The organism is Caldicellulosiruptor diazotrophicus, assembly GCF_017347585.1.
In the GTDB taxonomy this organism is placed as follows: domain Bacteria; phylum Bacillota; class Thermoanaerobacteria; order Caldicellulosiruptorales; family Caldicellulosiruptoraceae; genus Caldicellulosiruptor; species Caldicellulosiruptor diazotrophicus.
The window spans coordinates 2,490,371-2,509,319 of record NZ_AP024480.1 but is presented as its reverse complement, the minus strand read 5'-3'; the positions used below and the strand labels follow the sequence as shown (position 1 = coordinate 2,509,319).

Genomic DNA, 18,949 nt, shown 5'->3' with positions numbered 1-18,949 from the left:
TTCAATCCCCAAAGGGAAGGCTACAAACTAATTCATATATAAGCCTCTCCTTAATTTCATTAACGTTTCAATCCCCAAAGGGAAGGCTACAAACCAACATCAGCGACCGAATTGTTAGTATCCAAATTGTGTTTCAATCCCCAAAGGGAAGGCTACAAACCTTTTAGCCCCTGCGTAGCCTACCCTTTGGGGTTGTTTCAATCCCCAAAGGGTAGGCTACAAACGCTCAGTAGCTGTTGTAGACTTCGAAGTGATTCTTGTTTCAATCCCCAAAGGGAAGGCTACAAACTCCATGCAGCGCTGACAAGCTGTATGAATGTTTGAAGTTTCAATCCCCAAAGGGAAGGCTACAAACCGAAAGAGTTTGATAGGTATGGATTCGTTAGACCTTGTTTCAATCCCCAAAGGGAAGGCTACAAACTGAACAAGCTTAGAGAAATAAGAAAAGCCAAAAAAAGTTTCAATCCCCAAAGGGAAGGCTACAAACGCAACAAAAAGGCAGACCAACTGAATGGTTTTACCGAGTTTCAATCCCCAAAGGGAAGGCTACAAACGATAGTGCATAATAAGGGGGATGTATTTTTATTTTTTTGTTTCAATCCCCAAAGGGAAGGCTACAAACAACTTGCACCTAATATGAAGAACAGAAAATATGCGTTTCAATCCCCAAAGGGAAGGCTACAAACAAACATTTATGAGCATTTAAAACATGTTGTAACAGCGTTTCAATCCCCAAAGGGAAGGCTACAAACCAAACGCTACTTTAGATATTACGACACAATGCAATGTTTCAATCCCCAAAGGGAAGGCTACAAACTCCCAGCATATTCTCCTATTTTATTCCCATTTACAGTTTCAATCCCCAAAGGGAAGGCTACAAACCTTGTAAGAGCTCCTACAATATCAACTCCACCAGTGTTTCAATCCCCAAAGGGAAGGCTACAAACGCAATCATTCTATTATAAACATCTCTCTTTAAGTTATGTTTCAATCCCCAAAGGGAAGGCTACAAACTGTCCTGTTTGTGGTAAGCCAATAACAGATAATTTCAGTTTCAATCCCCAAAGGGAAGGCTACAAACCTTTATATTCATTTACTTTGGTATGGTATTGTCTTCGTTTCAATCCCCAAAGGGAAGGCTACAAACAATTTGTCCAAGAAGCTAAAAATTTTATAAGGGAGGTAGTTTCAATCCCCAAAGGGAAGGCTACAAACGTTTTATGTTACAAAGATGAAAGCATTATTATTGACAATGGTTTCAATCCCCAAAGGGAAGGCTACAAACAAAAAGAAGAAAAAGTAAGAAAAGTTATAGAAGGAGTTTCAATCCCCAAAGGGAAGGCTACAAACTTTTGATTGTGTTGCCAAAATTTTAAATAATAAAAGTTTCAATCCCCAAAGGGAAGGCTACAAACGTAGGATGTCTACCAGGCCCTACTATTTATGAAGAGTTTCAATCCCCAAAGGGAAGGCTACAAACAAATGAATAAGACGAAATGGATAGAAGTTAGAAATGTTTCAATCCCCAAAGGGAAGGCTACAAACGAATACCCACCCCAACTCTTGACAAAGAGCCGAAAGTTTCAATCCCCAAAGGGAAGGCTACAAACTGTTGCCAATTATGCTATAATAGTTCTATAAAGAAGTTTCAATCCCCAAAGGGAAGGCTACAAACCGACAAACTCTGCTTCTCCAGAAGCAGAGTCTATGTTTCAATCCCCAAAGGGAAGGCTACAAACTCCATGCAGCGCTGACAAGCTGTATGAATGTTTGAAGTTTCAATCCCCAAAGGGAAGGCTACAAACCATTCGAACCGTGGTGGATGCTATCCGCCACGGTTAGTTTCAATCCCCAAAGGGAAGGCTACAAACCGGGTGGCGATGTTTTTGCAGGGCAGGCTATATATTGTTTCAATCCCCAAAGGGAAGGCTACAAACACGGAGCGGAGTTATAGCTCCGCTCCGTTAAATCCCAGTTTCAATCCCCAAAGGGAAGGCTACAAACTGAATAAGATAGAAGTTAGAGATGAAAAAAATTTCCGTTTCAATCCCCAAAGGGAAGGCTACAAACCGGGCTTTTTGCACGTATCAGATAGCCCCCACTTTGGTTTCAATCCCCAAAGGGAAGGCTACAAACGGTTTTGGTTTCTTACCGGCCGGTTTGCAAATACGGGTTTCAATCCCCAAAGGGAAGGCTACAAACCGTCTGCTGGAGCTTTTTTCTGCTTGCGTGTTTTGGTTTCAATCCCCAAAGGGAAGGCTACAAACCCGTAGATGGCTTGAGAAATCTTACAAGGAACAAATGGTTAAGTTTTCAAGCTGCTGTAGGTTATTTCTATTATACTCCACAAGCTCTTGAAAGTCAACACATACCAGAAATTACCTTTTGCTGTCGATCCCCGGGGGTTTTTGGGGGGATTACAGGTCGACAGCAATTGGTAAATGCAAAGTCATAATACGTCGCAAATCACAAAGTACATAATTAAAAATGTCAATTTTTGCACAAACAAAAATAATATAAAATGAAAAAAATGACATATATATCTAATTAACTTCGCATAAAATTTGACCTTAAAAATTATAATGATGATATGTAAAATTAAAAAGTGTACTAAGTAACGAGGATTGCAAGTTCAAAATTTGGTTGTATCTTGAAAATAAAATTGGTATAATTAACATAAAAGCGAGGTGAGAGGCTATTGATAGAGGAAATGGTTGAGATTGGTGATGTTCTAATTGGTGATGCATCTGGAAATGATGCCTATTTATCTGTTCTTACAGAAGATATTGAGGTTCCATCTGGGGATGAAAAGAGATATGTTGCAAAAATTAACTTTTCTACAAATGAGAAAAAGATTAATATAGACTGTGCTGAAGAAATTGATAGTGAAACTGCTAAAAAATATGTTTATGTTGGTTCGGCAGAAGGGGCAAATTCGTCACAATGGTTTGCTTCTACGACATCTTTTGCATATTTTCTAACAGAAACCATTCCAAACCTTGTTGAATGTGAAATACCTGTAGTATCTGACATATGTAAAAAAATATTGGATATGTATTTTGTCAAAGTCAAAGAATATCTAAGCAAGTCTTCTGAACTTTTCGATGAAGAAAAGAGGTATTTGCAGCAGAGAATAGAGAAAAAATACGTTTATTTTTTAGATACTGACAATATAGTGGTAAATGACAACAAGAGACTGACTGAAAAGCCGCTATCACAGATTTACAAAGAACTAATTAACAATGCAAAATCAACAGATAAGATTTTTAAGCAATTGAGAGATGTTTTTACAAAGGAATGTACAAATGGATTAAGAAAATTAACAGAGCTAAAACCTCAGCAAATAGGCTTATATGTACTTTGCATTGATGGGAAACCTTTGACAAGCTATCAAGAGTATATTGACGCTGTTATTGCATACAAACGCCAGGTCAAAAAAGGCACAGAAAAAACTAAAAAGAAGCAAAAAGAAGGTAATATATGTTATATATGTTTGGACACAGATAACTTATCTTACGAAGGATTTAAAAAGACAAAGTTTAAATATTTTACAACAGACAAAAATATTTTTGCATCTTATCTTGACCAAAAGAACTATGCCAAGAACATAACTGTATGCGAAAAATGTCTTTTAAAGCTTGTGGCAGGAGATATATTTTTAAGAAATAAACTTAAAACCCAGCTTGGCTCTTTTGATGTATATGTTCTGCCAACTTTTGTTTACACAAGTGCAAAGCTAACAAAAAACTATTTAGAAGAACTTTCCCAAAATATCACGAATTCGTTGAACACTGCATGGAACTATAACAGCCTGGAAAAACTGCGAGATGATATATACAACTTTCTTTCATATTTCGACCAAAACCACTATTTTTTACTGAACCTGATTTTTTACAGAGAAGCACAAGCAAGTACAAAGATAATAAGGTTTATACCTGACATCAATCCTTCAATTTTCGACAAGATTTACAATGCAGCATCAAAAGTCTTTTCTCAATATACTGACCTCATTGGGAATGACCCTTCTTTTAAGATTTCCCTTGAAAGCATCTATTACAGCGTTCCAATAAGGCTCAAAAACATAAGTGAGAGTAAAGAAGCGCAAAGGCTTTTGAACATCTACGATGCTATTTTTTCTGGCAGAAAAATAGCAAAAAATGTTCTCATAGAAAATTTTATAAAGGCAGTAGGTGTTGTTGTTTACAAGAAAGAAGGGTATAACATATCAAAGCTGATAAGAAACAACATTGCTTCAATGGTTATCAGAATGGTTTTTGTTATAAGATTTTTAGAAATTTTGGATTGTCTGGAGGTGAAAAGAGGGATGGATGTTGCGCAGCTGAATTTGTCCGACGATCTCAAAAGCTATATTCAACAAATGAATTATGATGAGCCAAAGACAGCTCTGTTTTTGCTTGGAGTTTTGATTGGCGAGATAGGAGCAAAACAATATCTTGCTACCAAAGATAGGCAAGACGACTCTGCTGGGCACAAACCAATTTTGAACAAGATAAATTACAATGGGATTGACAAGCCAAAGCTTATAAGACTGTGCAATGATGTTTACAACAAGCTGAGGCAGGAAAAGATTTTGCCATACACCGAGATGATTTTTGCCGAGATGAAGAGGCTTTTGGACAAGCACATAGATTCATGGAAGCTTGACAAGTATGAAACTCTTTTTTACATCCTCTCAGGTTATGCATACAAAACTCAAAAGGTTATATTAAATGCTTCTTCAAACTCTCAGGATACATCTAATTAAAATAGGAGGGCTGATGTAAAGATGGAAAAGAAGATTATTGATAAGACCAGCGAGATTTTGTTTACCTATGATGCTAAGCTTTGCAATCCAAACGGTGACCCGGATGAGGAAAATCGACCAAGGATGGATTGGGAAAAAGAGATAAACCTTGTGTCAGATGTTCGTTTAAAAAGGTATATCCGTGATTATGCAGACGACCAGGGTATTCCAATTTATGTTCGAAAGATTGAAGGCAAGAGCGTAAAGCCAGAAGAAGTAATCAAAAGCGTAGGAGAAGACATCGACGAGCTTGAGACGTTCATTGACATAAGGCTTTTTGGTGCAACAATACCTATTAAGAAAGAGACGAGAACTTACATCGGGCCTGTACAGTTCAACTGGGGATATTCACTCAACAAGGTTGAACTTTTAGAAGCATCTATCACAAGCCATTTTGCAAGCGATGAGAAAAAACAGCAGGGTGCTATAGGAAAAGACTACAGAGTGAAATACTCTTTCATAGCTTTTTCTGGAATAGTGAGCGCAAGAAGAGCAAAAGAGACAAGACTTACAGAAGATGACCTAAAGTTTTTGGATAGAGCAATGAAAGAAGCAATTCCACTTCAGGCAACCAGAAGCAAGATAGGTCAGTATCCGAGGCTTTACATGAGAGTAGAGTATGTAGATGATAAGACCTTGCTTGGAGAGCTCAGAGATTATGTCAAGCTTATAGAAGTTGTCGAAAAACCGCGAAAAATTGAAGATGTTCAGCTTGACATCACAGATTTGGCTGAGTTTTTGCATAAGAACAAGAATGTAATTTCAAAGATTTACTATTTCAAACACCCAGAGCTTTGCCTTGTTTGCGGTGGCAATGTTGTGGACTTTAAAGATGCATTTGGTACTTTTGAGCTTGAAGAAGTTTAGAAAAACAAGGTGAGAAGAAAATGAAATTTTTAGTGTTTGACCTCAAAGGTAAGTTCGCTCACTTTAGAAAATTTTATACAAACTCATCATCGCTTTCGTATCTTGTGCCACCGAGGACTGTGATTGAAGGTATGGTTGCAGCTATCTTGGGTTTTAAGAGGGATAGTTATTATGGGGTGCTCTCAGCAGAAAACCTTTTAGTTGCAGTACAAAAGATAGAAAGGACATATAAGATTGTACAGACGGTAAATTATATAAAAGCTCAAACTGTAAATGAACTAAAAAATCCAAATACCCACACACAGGTGCCGCTTGAGATCTTGGCTGGCTACAATGGATTTGTAGGTTTTAGAGTTTTTGTTATGCCCAAAGATGAGAAGATATATTCTCTCTTGAGGGCAAGGCTTGAAAGTGGCAAGTCAGAATTTCCGATATACTTTGGCAGTGCTCCGTTTGCTGCAAAAACTGAGTTTTTGGGTGAATTTGAAGCTTGCAGGTGGGAAGACAGCAGGGCTGGTATTTTAACTGTGCTTGATGCAGGCTTAATAAAATCTCTAAGCTTAGAGTTAGAGTCTGCTTCTTCTCTTGCTCTTATGAGAGACAGGATGCCGTGCGATTTTGACAAAGATAGGTTTGCCACAAAGGTCAAGACGTATATTCACGACGAAAATCTCAATCCTATCTGGGTAGATTTGGATAGCAGTGCGCAAGACAAGGTGTATTATATAAAAGAATTTTCAGGTGACAGAAAAGAATGCATTTGTGTGATGTAAAAAATCTTTTGCCATTTGGGGGATAGCCCAGATGGCGTTTTTCTTGTTTTGTCAAAAAAGTTTTTATATATTGTCAAAAAGGTGGGATTTGTATGGAGTATTATTCTCACAAAAATCCTGATAAGCTTCTTTATGATCACCTTCTTGAAGTTTATCACTATGCTATGAAGGCAAATGTTGAGCTTAAGAACTGGGAAAAAGAAGCGCTGCAAATTATATGTCTTTGTCATGACTTTGGGAAATTTACAACATTTTTTCAAAGTCATCTTAGCGGTGTATCAAGCAAGCATTCACAGCATGGTTTTTTATCAGCCATCTTTGGAGTCTTTTGCTGGATGCAAAAGAAAGGACTGTGCTTACAACAGATGAACCCCCCAGCTTCTTTAGATGAAGTCATATCTCTTTTGATTTACGCTTGCATTCTTCACCATCACGGAGATGTCAAGGATATTAGCAAGAACCTGCCAGAAAAGTTTAAAGGAGATTTCAAGGCAGATATAAACCTTGTTCAGAAAATAGATGATGCCTATGTTCAGATTGAGGATTTGAGGTGCAACGCTGAAGATATAAAACCTTTGCTTGAAAAAATTGGACTTGGCAACAAATTTGAAAAGTTTTTGGCACAGCAAAGGGGTTTTATAGAGGATATCCTAAGATATCTTAAAAGAATTGAATATGGCATTCGCATGATTGGTATGATACCGCAGGCTTTCAAAGATGGAACTGAGCTTTATTTTGCCCAGCAAAAGTTGTATTCTCTTCTCATATGGGCAGACAAGATGTCGGCTGCAAATTACAAGTTACTGTTTCCTTGCTATGCTTCGTCAGACAGACTTATTGTGGCAAGAGACAAAGTTATCAAACCAACTCAGGACAAAAATCTGCAGAGAATAAGGCAAAGTGTGTTTGAGGCTGTGCTTTCAAATATTGAAAAGAACAAAGAGAAAGATATATTTTCAATCACAACACCAACTGGTACAGGAAAGACTTTGGCAGGAGTTTTTGCAGCATTAAAACTGAAAGAGATTTTGGAAAAGTCTGGTAGGATAATATATGCTCTTCCGTTTACCTCTATAATAGACCAAAACTACCATGTTGTCGAAAATCTATTTAAGGCAATAGAAGATTTTGAAAAAAACAGAGACAGGTACTTGTTAAAACACCATCATTTAACTGATGTTGAATTCAGGGGGAAAGAAGGAGCGCTAAAAGAAATTACAGATGAAATTACTGTATTTGAAAAAGTTGCTTCAGAGTGTTTTATAGAAAACTGGACATCTGGGTTTGTAGTGACAACATTTGTCCAGCTGCTTGAAACTTTAATTTCGAACAGAAACAGGATGCTCAAAAAATTTCATACTTTTTATGACTCAGTACTTCTCCTTGATGAGATTCAGGCAATTGATGTTGAGCTTTTGCCGCTTGTTGAAGAGGTTTTAAAGAAACTAACACAGCTTTTCAGGTGCAAGATTATTCTCATGACAGCCACAAAACCGCTTATATTCGAAGATGCTTGTGAGCTTGCAGGGTTTTGTGACTATTCAATTTTTAACAGAACAAAGCTTATGTATCACCACAGCGATTTAAAAGTAGCTGAATTTGTGGATTTCTTCTTACAAGAGGTATATGAAGACGAAAAATCGTTTTTGATTGTTGCCAACACCATAAATCAGTCGCATCAAATCTACAATGGCATAAAAAACAACCTCAAAAATAAAGAGGTTATTTACCTTTCAGCAAGCCTTGTACCAAAAGATAGAAAAGATATTATAAAGAAAATTGAAAAAATGTTAGAAAGTGGTGCAAAACCCATTGTTGTTTCAACTCAGGTGATTGAGGCAGGGGTAGACATTGACTTTGATTGTGTAGTAAGAGACATAGCTCCTATTGATTCAATAATCCAGTGTGCAGGAAGGTGCAACAGGCACAATGAAAAAAGCCAGGGTAGTGTGCTGGTTGTAAACATGAAAGATGAAAGTGGCATAACCTTTGCAAAAAGAGTTTATGGCAACACGGCAATTGAAATATCAAGAGGACTTCTTTTGAAGCATCTTGAAGTGGAAGAAAAAGACTATGGTATGCTGATTGATAGTTATTTCAGGATGATAAAAGAAAATAAATCATTTAAAAAGTCTGATGAGTTTTTGAAGGCAATAAGGCTTTTAAAGTTTGACAGTATTCTGGAAAAGGAAGAACTCACAATTTCAAGGTTTAGTCTTATCCAGCAGCGGGGTGGGTATGTCAGCGTTATCATAAGAAGCAATGAAGAAATAGAAGATGCTTATCAAAGGTATATAGACTCTTTTTCCATTAAAGATTATTACGAAAGAAGAGAAATCTATCTTAAACTTAAAAATATCCTTTTTGAATATACAATTTCTGTGCCAATAAAATACGCCCAGATTTTTGATGAAGAGAAAGGAATATTATCTTTGCCACCCACATCCTGCCAGCGATACTATAGCCCTAAGACAGGATTTGTGTATGACCCAAACGACCATATTATTTTTGCCTGAGTTTAAGAAACAGGATGGTGTTTTGAAAATGGATATTTACATGACAGGTGTTTACATCTGGTATTACAACATCTGCAAAAGACAGGTGTGGCTCATGGCACATAGCATCTTGCCAGATGAGAACGACGATAACATTGTGCTTGGCAGGTTTCTTCATGAGTATTATTACAGGAAAGATCAGAAGGAAATAAAATTCGGCAATGCAGTGTTTGACATTCTGTATCAGGATAAAGATGAGATAGTGATTGGTGAAACAAAGAAATCTTCAAGGTTCAAAGAAGCATCAAGGTATCAGCTTTTGTTTTATATAAAGCTTCTAAAAGAAGCAGGAATTTCAGCAAAAGGAGTGCTTTTTTATCCAGAGGAAAGAAAAAAGGAAGAGGTTGTTCTGACAGCTGAGGAAGAAGAAAAATTGGAAAAGATGATAGCTGAGATTGAAACGATAATTGAAAAAGAAAGCCCGCCTCCTGCAGCCACATGCCGATATTGTCCAAAGTGTGCTTACAGGGAATATTGTTTTGCTTGAAAAACAAGTCAAATGTCTTCAAAAAACTTTTCGGGGTGATTTGAAGTGAAAAAAGACCTTTATGTGTTCAATTCAGGATTTTTAAGAAGGAAAGATAACACCATCATGTTTGAAACAGATGAGGGCAAAAAATATTTTCCTGTTGAAGAGATAGAATCAGTTTTTATATTTGGAGAGGTTGACATAAACAAAAGATTTTTGGAGTTCATGACAGAAAAGAATATATGTGTACACTTTTTCAACAGGTATGAGTACTACGTTGGTACATACTACCCGCGCGAACATTACAACTCAGGCATTGTGATACTCAAGCAGGTAGAATTTTACAACGACTATAATAAAAGAATAACCATTGCAAGGTCAATTGTTGAAGGTGCTGTTTTGAACATGCTTGTGGTTCTGAGGTACTACAATTCCCGTGGAAATATGTTAAAAGATGAGATAGAAACTATCGAAAGAATGCGCCATAACATAAGCGCCTGCAGTGATGTAAATACGCTTATGGCTTTGGAAGGGAATATAAGAGAAATCTACTATAAGTGTTTTAACAAGATACTGGATGATGAAAATTTTACATTTGTCCGCAGGAGCAAAAATCCACCTCTTGACAGGATAAATGCTCTGATTAGCTTTGGAAATTCTCTTTTGTATGCTACAACTCTTGGAGAGATTTACCAGACACAGCTTGACCCACGCATTGGGTATCTACATTCTACAAACCAGCGTAAGTTTTCTTTGAATTTGGATATTTCTGAAATCTTCAAGCCCATAATTGTTGACAGAGTAATTTTTTCTCTTGTTAACAAGAAAGTGCTGAGCGAAAAACATTTTGAAAAGGAACTAAATGGAATTATTCTAAATGACCAGGGCAAAAAATTGTTTATCTCTGAGTACAACCAAAAGCTTTACTCAACCATTATGCATCCAAAATTGAACACTCAGGTGAGCTACAAAAGGCTTATTCGGATGGAAGCATATAAGCTTCAGAAGTTGTTTTTAGAAAATATAGAATACAAACCTTTTGTTGCAAGGTGGTAGGAGCTATGTTTGTGATTCTTGTTTATGATGTCAATGAAAAACGGGTGGCAAAAGCTTTGAAAAAATGCAGACAATATCTTACATGGGTACAAAATTCGGTATTTGAAGGAAATATATCAGAGGGGACATTGAGAAGACTAATTCTCGAACTTGAAAGAATACTGGATTTGTCTGAAGATTCGGTTATTATCTACAAATTTCAAAATACCTGGTACTCAGAAAGGCAAATAATTGGCATTGAAAAAAATCCTGTGGATTTTATGACATAGTGAATCAAAATAAATGGGAAACCTCAAGGGGGTATCCATCATCTTTTTGGATACCCTTACTTACTATTTTATGTTCAAATATTCTCAATTTACTATGGATTTTCTCAATTCTTTGACTTTTTCAATCTGAAGCTTTGTAAGTTCTGCAATCTCTTCATCACTAAACCCCTTTTTTATTAATCTTTTTGCAAACACTATTGAGGCTTCTAGTTTACCTTCGAGTTTGCCTTCAAGTTTACCTGCCATGAAATCTTTTGTCTTTGCCTCATCTAGAAGTCTTGCAACATTTGATATAAACTCACCCATGGCATTCACTCCTCCTTCTTTCAACCTTCTTGCAACTCTATCGTACTCTGGCTTTTGATCTTCAGAAAGCCTTGGCCTTATAATGCGATACGACCATTCCAAAAATCTATCTACATTCTTTTTGCTCAGCTTCTTTAAGTTCTTCTCAACCTCTAAAAGCCTTCTTATCAGCTCACCCCTGTCTTCTCTTACCTGCTCAAGATAAAACACTATAGGTAGCAGTACATCCTTTTCTCTTTCCAAAAGCTCCTCTACATTAAGCTCTATTATGTCAACTACTCTGTATCTAAACACATCATCCTTAAATATGTCAAATGCTTCCATAAGGTCGGTTGATATACTCCATCTTTCACCTATTCCATTGTATACAACTATCGGTATAATTGCTGGCAGGATTTGGACCCCTTTTCTTATCTCCTCCGCCCATAAACTTATCATGTACTTTAAAATCTTTTGCTGCATCTCTTTTTTTACAGTTGACTGGTTCTCAATCAGAATATATTTCAGATTCCAAGAAGTGACTATCACTTTCTTTTTTCAATCCACAAAGAAAAGGCTATCCACTCCTTTCCTCTCAATTTCCGACATAGAGGTTAAAATTCACCTTATTACAATCCCAAACGAGGAGTCTACAAAATCTCCTACCACCTTCAATCTCCAACGGTAAGGCTACAAACGATTTCGCCCCATACTCTGTTGCTAACCTTCTCAGCCATGACACTCACTCCCTTACAAGAAGACATAAAAATACCACCTCAACACTGTTGGGTTGGGTGGTTGGTTAGTGGAATATCACTTTGATTCTTGTCGCCAAGTCTTTAATTGATGTTCCGTCAATCTTGTAGTTATTTAAAAACTCCTCAATGGTGTCATACTCTTCCTCAGTTTCCGGTTTGTTATACTCACAAATATAGATTTTATCATAATACAAAAGCGAATAATGCTTGTCATTATATTCAAACTCTATTTCACCAACCGCTTTTAAGTCATCAATAAACTCTTTTAGCGAAGAATAAGTATCATACATCATTCTTCATCACTCCAAATATCCTTGATTTTCTCTCTTTCCGCTTCAGTGTTTCAATCCCCAAAGGGGAGGCTACAAACTGGTGGTGGTGGATATCCGAAGGCAGCGGGAATTACTTTGTTTCAATCCCCAAAGGGGAGGCTACAAATGCTTTTCACATGGGAGTATTGACAGAGCTGAGCCTGTTTCAATCCCCAAAGGGGAGGCTACAAATTAGTACGCACGATTGATATTCCTGTTCAGCTTTTCAGTTTCAATCCCCAAAGGGGAGGCTACAAACTAGGATGTCTACCAGGCCCTGCCAATTGGGAGGAGTTTCAATCCCCAAAGGGGAGGCTACAAACGGGAAATGGCAGCAAAACTCATGGCAGCAGCAGATGGTTTCAATCCCCAAAGGGGAGGCTACAAACTAATGAAGCTAAAGAGAAGACTGACAGAGTGATTGAGTTTCAATCCCCAAAGGGGAGGCTACAAACGCAGGTGCTGTGCGGTTGCAGTGCGGATGTAAATTGTTTCAATCCCCAAAGGGGAGGCTACAAACAGAGAAGGTGCTTTTAAAACAGCTGATGGCAGAGTTAGTTTCAATCCCCAAAGGGGAGGCTACAAACTTTATTGCTTCGCTTGTGTTAATATAATACTGTCTTGAGTTTCAATCCCCAAAGGGGAGGCTACAAACAATAAAACTCTATACTGCGCATGTCTCTAAGTAGTGTGTTTCAATCCCCAAAGGGGAGGCTACAAACTTGTGAACAATCCTGCTGATCAAAATGCACAGGTTATGTTTCAATCCCCAAAGGGGAGGCTACAAACTCCTCTAAAAGCATTGCCACTATAACTAAAAACTTGTTTCAATCCCCAAAGGGGAGGCTACAAACAAAAGAAATGGAGGGTTGAAAAATAATGAGAAAAGAGTTTCAATCCCCAAAGGGGAGGCTACAAACTCAATTGGTATGTGCGCGGTGATAAAAAGGAAATAGAGTTTCAATCCCCAAAGGGGAGGCTACAAACTGTAATTCAAGAATATGCCCGTGGAATAGAAAGCATTTGTTTCAATCCCCAAAGGGGAGGCTACAAACAAAAAGGCTATGTTACAAATTACGATTTATTCAAGTTTCAATCCCCAAAGGGGAGGCTACAAACTATTGAACTTATAGAAAAGCTTTATAATGCAGGATTTAGTTTCAATCCCCAAAGGGGAGGCTACAAACACAAAATTGGCTCATTATAAAGCTGTTAAACGAAAGTTTCAATCCCCAAAGGGGAGGCTACAAACTAGTCGTTTTGGAGGGTAAAGATTATCAAAAAAGGAGTTTCAATCCCCAAAGGGGAGGCTACAAATTATTACCATCCAGAATAATATAGTTATTCTGGATGGGTTTCAATCCCCAAAGGGGAGGCTACAAATGAACAAGTTAAAAAAGGCAAAATTCATGTATTTGAGTTTCAATCCCCAAAGGGGAGGCTACAAATTGTGTGAACTAACAGGGCTGAATTACAACGATGAAGTTTCAATCCCCAAAGGGGAGGCTACAAATTACACGATTGACAAGATAACAAGAAAGTTTGACCGTTTCAATCCCCAAAGGGGAGGCTACAAACCAAATTACTATTCTCAATATACATAAAATTTTTTTCAGTTTCAATCCCCAAAGGGGAGGCTACAAACAATCATCCTATCAAACTGTACAATCAGCACTACATCAGTTTCAATCCCCAAAGGGGAGGCTACAAACAAAGTAGAAGGATTGTTGAAGTGCTCATATAAAAAAGTTTCAATCCCCAAAGGGGAGGCTACAAACCCGTAGATGGCTTGGGGAATCTCACAAGGAACAAATGGTTAAGTTTTCAAGCTGCAGTAGGTTATTTCTATTATACACCACAAAAGCTTACAAGTCAACACATGTCAAAAACTTCCTTTTGCTGTCGACCCCCGGGGGTTTTTGGGGGGATTACAGGTCGACAGCAATTGGTAAATGCAAAAGTAAAAAAGTTATGAAAAATGAAAATACAAAAAGTAAAAATCATAAATAACATTATAACAAAAAAAGAAAATATAAACTGAAATACAAATAATATTATTTATCAAATATAATGAAAGTTCCAAATTTTCATGTTCATAAATGAAATTCGCATAATTTTTGACCTTAAAGTTATCAAAATCTCATATTAAAATTGCCTATGTCTTTTGTATTTCCAGTCTGTGAAGGAGAGTGAAAAAAGTGCATTTACTTGTGTATGATATTATGAGGGTTGCAAAAGAATTTCACTCACCTGTTTGTCTTCGTTTTTTGAATTCGACCTATCAGAGAGTAAGCACTTGTGAGAAATGCCTTCCAAGAGTTCACTTTAAAAGGAAGAATAATGGCAATATCCGTGATTATGATTGTCAAAGTATGATATACTATAACATATCAGTAATCAAATATTACTTTCCATACTAAGATGACCCAAGTCTTAAATTTGGCGCTGCACATTCTGATTTCAGGGTTGACTTTTCTAATATACCTGAAGACTTAAAAGACTATTTTGAGATGTGGGATGAATATTCAGCTTGTTCTAATTAAAAACTGAAATGTATTATAAAATTTATAAGTAGGAGATGATACAGTTGATTATAAGTGCAAGCAGAAGAACAGATATCCCAGCTTTTTTCGGCGATTGGTTTATAAACAGAATAAAAGAAGGATTTGCAATGTATCGAAATCCCATGAGGCCTACTCAGGTTTTTGCAGTGTCGCTTCATCCAAAAGATGTTGATGCCATAGTCTTCTGGACAAAAAATCCCAAAAATTTTCTAGACAAGCTAAAGTACTTAGAAGAGTATACTTATTATTTTCAATTCACAATTACCCCTTACGGCAAAGACATAGAACCTAATATTCCACCAAAGGATGAAGTTATACAAACTTTTATAGAGCTTTCAAACATGATAGGCAAAAAGAGAGTTATCTGGAGATATGACCCAATAATTATTACCGACAAAATGCCGCTTAGTTACCATAAGGAAAAGTTTGAGGAGCTCTGCGAAAAGCTTTCACCTTACACTCAAAAGTGCATAATAAGCTATGTTGACTTTTACAGCAAGGCAGTGGATGAGCTGAACAAAATAAATGCAAAGGATCTTTCGGTAGAGGAGCTTTACAATGTCTTTGGTGCAATAGGCAGTATAGGGAAAAGATATAATCTGAGTGTTGAGACATGCACAGAAGATGTGCCGATTGAACAGCTGGGGCTGAAAAAAGCGCACTGTGTGGATGGCGAGCTTATAAGGGAACTCAGAAAAGAAAAAGGTTTTTGTGAAGATAAAGAATACAAAAAAGACAACAATCAGAGAAAGGCGTGCGGGTGTGTTCAGAGCATAGACCTTGGAATATTCAATACCTGCAAACACTTTTGTACTTACTGCTATGCGAATTTTAGTAGAAATTCAATTATCAAAAATGTAGAAAAGTATGATGAAAAATCTCCTCTTTTGTGCAGTTATCTTGACCTTGAAAAAGACGAGGTAAGAATTAGGGAAAAAGATGGCTCAAGGAAGATTGAGAAAGATAATATTCTTCAGGAGAAATTCAATGAATTAAAAACAATAGAGCAGCAATCTTTTTGTACTATGGAAGAAGTTTTTTCAAAAGAAGATTCTAACGATTGGCTTGAAGAAAAAGTTTTAGAGTATCTCAGAAAAATCAAAAACACAATAGAAATCTGACTAAAACTATGTTGTAATATTTATTGATTTCAAAGTTATTAACTTTAAAGTTAGTAACTCTGGAGTTAGTAACTTTAAAGTAGGTGATTTTATGTTTGTTGGCAGAAAGTATGAGCTTGAAACATTAAACAAACTTTATAATTAAGACAAATTCCACTTTGTTGTTGTGTATGGAAGAAGGCGTGTTGGAAAAACTACTCTGCTTACTGAGTTTTGCAAAAATAAACCCTCAATATTCTTTGTTGCTGAAGAATACAATGATAAAATTAACCTTGAATCTTTTTCAGATAAGGTCCTATCTTATTTTAACCTTGAAGGGTTAGTGGGCAGATTTGAATCATGGGAGAAGGCATTTATATTTTTGGCACAGCAAGCGAGGAATAAAAGATTAATTGTTGTAATTGATGAATTTCCTTATATAGTTAATTCAAACAAAAGTATACTATCACTTCTGCAAAATTTGATTGACCATCATCTAAAGAATACCAAACTTTTTTTGATTATCTGTGGATCTTCTGTAAGTTTCATCGAAAAGGAAGTTTTAAGCTATAAAAGCCCTTTATATGGACGAAGAACTGCTCAGTTAATAGTTGAGCCATTTAGTTTTTTTGAAAGTAGAGAGTTTTTCCCTAATTATAGTTTTGAAGATCAGGTTATTGCATATGGAGTTTTGGGAGGAATTCCTCAATATTTGAGTATCTTTGACAGCACAAAAGACATATACGAAAACATCAAGACAAAAATATTGGACAAGTCATCTTATCTTTATGAAGAACCAAAACTGCTTTTAAGGCAAGAAGTAAGAGAACCAGCTTTGTATAATTCGATAATAGAAGCAATAGCAACAGGCAGCAGTAAATTAAGTGAGATATCTGCAAAAGTGGGAACTGACATTGATAAATGTGCAAAATATATTTCTGTACTCATAGATTTAAAAATTCTTGAAAAGGTAACTCCTCTTTTCTTGGAAGCAAAGAGCAGAAAAAGTATTTACAGAATTAAGGATAATTTTTTAGATTCTGGTATCGATTTGTTTTTACCAACAAGACTTTAATTGAACAGGGATTGATTGATGAAGTTATCGAGAATAAAATTAAACCTTTTATGAATGAGTTTATTGGAGAAGTTTATGAGGAGATATGCATGGATTATCTTAAGATTTTAAACAAGACAAAAAAATTACCCTTCATTTTTGAAAATATAGGTAAATGGTGGGGGAATAATCCTTATAAAAAGCGTGAAGAAGAAATTGATATAGTAGCATTTGACAACAATAACATCCTGTTTGGTGAATGCAAATGGAGAAACCAGAAAGTTGATATGTCTGTTTTGAATAACCTAATAGAAAAGAGTATGATTTTTAATAATCGTAAAAAGTTCTATGTGTTATTCTCAAAAAGTGGTTTTGCAGATGAGGTAATAAATTTTGCTATACAAAATCCTTATGTGTTATTGATTAGTAAATTTGAAGTTTAAAAATGGAATAATGATAACAGTTTTATTTCAATTCCGAAATGAGGACTACAAACTTTAAAAATATTAGCACTATGTATTGTAAATTTCAGAGACATTTACAGGTAAAAATAGTTCTTGCAATTTTCTTTTACTCAAAATTTGCATGTGCTTTTGATGTTTTCTTTTCCAGTTGTTATAATTGGACTATCTTGGAGCTGTCTAAAAAGATGAATGGACAGCTCCTTTGATTTTACTTTTTTGACATAGTGATATATTTTTAATATAATATGTCAAAAAAATGATAACATTTGGTAATAAACCAATAGCTCGTAAACATGATGAAGTTATCTTCAAAAATTCAACTCATACCAATTTTTGATACTTATTGACTCACAAGCTTTTATCCCACAAAATCATTTGGTCAGAGTAATTGATAAAATCATTGATAAAATAAGATATATCAACCATAATGGAAAAGAACAAAGGTGGTGGTACAAGCAGTTATCACCCGTTGATGTTATTAAAGGTGTTAATCTACGCTTACATACAAGGTATTTATTCATCAAGAAAAATAGCTCGGGCTTTACGAGAAAACATTACTTTTATGTGGCTCTCAAAATATCAAGCTCCTGATTTCAGGACTATCAACAGATTTAGAAAAGAAATTTTGGGAGAGGCAATTGAAAATATCTTTGCCGAGGTAGTTAAACTTCTTCTAGAGTTAGGGTATGTAAACTTCGACTTTTATTATCTCGATGAAACAAAAGTTGAAGCTAATGCGAACAAGTATTCTTTTGTTTGGGCTAAAAGTACAAGAACTTTCGAAAAAAAGTTAAGGGAAATAGTTAAAAACACACTCGAAGAAATTGATTTGTAATCATGATGGGCAGTGTAGAAAACTTCATGTCGGTAGCTCGCATGGCAGCGGCTTGGTTGATTGGCCTTGGTCCCGTGGGTTGGATTATTCTTGGTATTACAGGCATAATTGCTTGGGCTATAGCGGCGTGGAAGGCAAACTTCCTGGGCTTCCACGATTGGTTGACTAGGGTTTGGCAGACCATTCGAGAAAGCGCAAAAAAGCGTGGGATAGTATGTTTCAATCCCCAAAGGGCAGGCTACAAACCAGGTTAGTGCATATTTTGTGAGTGGGACAACTGAGTTTCAATCCCCAAAGGGCAGGCTACAAACTTGTAGGGTTATTACAGAAACAGAAGATGGGTACATGTTTCAATCCCCAAAGGGCAGGCTACAAACTAAGGATAAGCTTAAAAAACTTTGTTGCAAGCCTGTTTCAATCCCCAAAGGGCAGGCTACAAACACGTAGAGAGTCCTCAGAGTCTTGCAAGGAATAAATGGTTAAGTTTTCAAGCTGCAGTAGGTTGTTTCTATAATACACCACAAAAGCTTACAGGTCAACACATGCCAAAAAAACGACCTTTTGCTGTCGACCCCCAGGGGTTTTTGGGGGATTACAGGTCGACAACAATTGGTAAATACAAAAGCTTTATTTCGCAGGTTCATCTAAATACATGGCTTTAAAAGGTAATAAATGTAATAACAAAATAGTAAATCATTGCTTGTAAATAAGAATTGACTGAATTGTTTTTTGAATATAGTTTTAGAGTGCTCAGAAAATGGACTGAAATGGTGTAACAGCGCTTA

Annotated in this window: 10 protein-coding genes, 2 pseudogenes and 2 CRISPR repeat arrays (1 of these 14 only partly in view); of the genes and pseudogenes, 10 read left to right on the top strand and 2 right to left on the bottom strand. The window is 36.3% G+C overall.

Annotated elements, in window-relative coordinates; translation table 11 throughout:
• Nucleotides 1–2,267: a CRISPR direct-repeat array (repeat unit 30 nt; unit sequence GTTTCAATCCCCAAAGGGAAGGCTACAAAC) (it extends 2,300 nt beyond the left edge of the window).
• A gap of 431 nt (nt 2,268–2,698) precedes the next feature.
• From CaldiYA01_RS11725 to cas2, 7 genes are all read left to right on the top strand, one after another.
• Nucleotides 2,699–4,765, top strand: coding sequence for a TIGR02556 family CRISPR-associated protein (locus tag CaldiYA01_RS11725; protein WP_207179968.1), 2,067 nt, complete (start codon nt 2,699–2,701; stop codon nt 4,763–4,765).
• 21 nt (nt 4,766–4,786) lie between these two features.
• Nucleotides 4,787–5,671 (top strand): type I-B CRISPR-associated protein Cas7/Csh2, encoded by an 885-nt coding sequence (gene cas7b, locus CaldiYA01_RS11720; protein ID WP_207179960.1) that lies wholly within the window; start codon nt 4,787–4,789, stop codon nt 5,669–5,671.
• Between the two features lie 20 nt (nt 5,672–5,691).
• On the top strand, nt 5,692–6,444 hold the full coding sequence (gene cas5, locus CaldiYA01_RS11715; RefSeq protein WP_207179958.1) for a CRISPR-associated protein Cas5: 753 nt from the start codon (nt 5,692–5,694) through the stop codon (nt 6,442–6,444).
• A gap of 92 nt (nt 6,445–6,536) precedes the next feature.
• Nucleotides 6,537–8,960, top strand: coding sequence for a CRISPR-associated helicase Cas3' (cas3, locus tag CaldiYA01_RS11710; protein ID WP_207179955.1), 2,424 nt, complete (start codon nt 6,537–6,539; stop codon nt 8,958–8,960).
• A 28-nt stretch (nt 8,961–8,988) separates the two neighbouring features.
• Nucleotides 8,989–9,486, top strand: a complete 498-nt coding sequence (cas4, locus tag CaldiYA01_RS11705; protein ID WP_013404368.1) for a CRISPR-associated protein Cas4 — start codon at nt 8,989–8,991, stop codon at nt 9,484–9,486.
• 45 nt (nt 9,487–9,531) lie between these two features.
• The gene (gene cas1b, locus CaldiYA01_RS11700; protein WP_011915684.1) at nt 9,532–10,524 is read left to right on the top strand and encodes a type I-B CRISPR-associated endonuclease Cas1b; all 993 of its coding nucleotides are present in this window, start codon (nt 9,532–9,534) and stop codon (nt 10,522–10,524) included.
• Between the two features lie 5 nt (nt 10,525–10,529).
• Nucleotides 10,530–10,793, top strand: coding sequence for a CRISPR-associated endonuclease Cas2 (gene cas2, locus CaldiYA01_RS11695; protein WP_013404366.1), 264 nt, complete (start codon nt 10,530–10,532; stop codon nt 10,791–10,793).
• Between the two features lie 84 nt (nt 10,794–10,877).
• Here the strand turns inward: cas2 and CaldiYA01_RS11690 are convergent, their stop codons facing one another.
• Together CaldiYA01_RS11690 and CaldiYA01_RS11685 are read right to left on the bottom strand one after the other, a co-directional pair.
• On the bottom strand, nt 10,878–11,627 hold the full coding sequence (locus CaldiYA01_RS11690; protein ID WP_238480541.1) for an Rpn family recombination-promoting nuclease/putative transposase: 750 nt from the start codon (nt 11,625–11,627) through the stop codon (nt 10,878–10,880).
• Between the two features lie 253 nt (nt 11,628–11,880).
• Nucleotides 11,881–12,129 carry a hypothetical protein gene (locus CaldiYA01_RS11685; protein ID WP_238480540.1) on the bottom strand — a complete coding sequence of 83 codons (249 nt, stop codon included), beginning with the start codon at nt 12,127–12,129 and terminating at the stop codon, nt 11,881–11,883.
• 47 nt (nt 12,130–12,176) lie between these two features.
• Nucleotides 12,177–13,925: direct repeats of the CRISPR family, unit length 30 nt; unit sequence GTTTCAATCCCCAAAGGGGAGGCTACAAAC.
• A gap of 809 nt (nt 13,926–14,734) precedes the next feature.
• Here CaldiYA01_RS11685 and CaldiYA01_RS11680 point away from each other — a divergent pair.
• The 3 genes and pseudogenes from CaldiYA01_RS11680 to CaldiYA01_RS11670 all read left to right on the top strand — a co-directional run.
• On the top strand, nt 14,735–15,832 hold the full coding sequence (locus CaldiYA01_RS11680; protein WP_207179946.1) for a DUF1848 domain-containing protein: 1,098 nt from the start codon (nt 14,735–14,737) through the stop codon (nt 15,830–15,832).
• 91 nt (nt 15,833–15,923) lie between these two features.
• Nucleotides 15,924–17,308: pseudogene (locus CaldiYA01_RS11675) on the top strand (ATP-binding protein).
• Between the two features lie 301 nt (nt 17,309–17,609).
• A pseudogene (locus tag CaldiYA01_RS11670) lies at nt 17,610–18,158 on the top strand (transposase); the annotation flags it as partial.
• Nucleotides 18,159–18,949 lie beyond the last annotated feature (791 nt).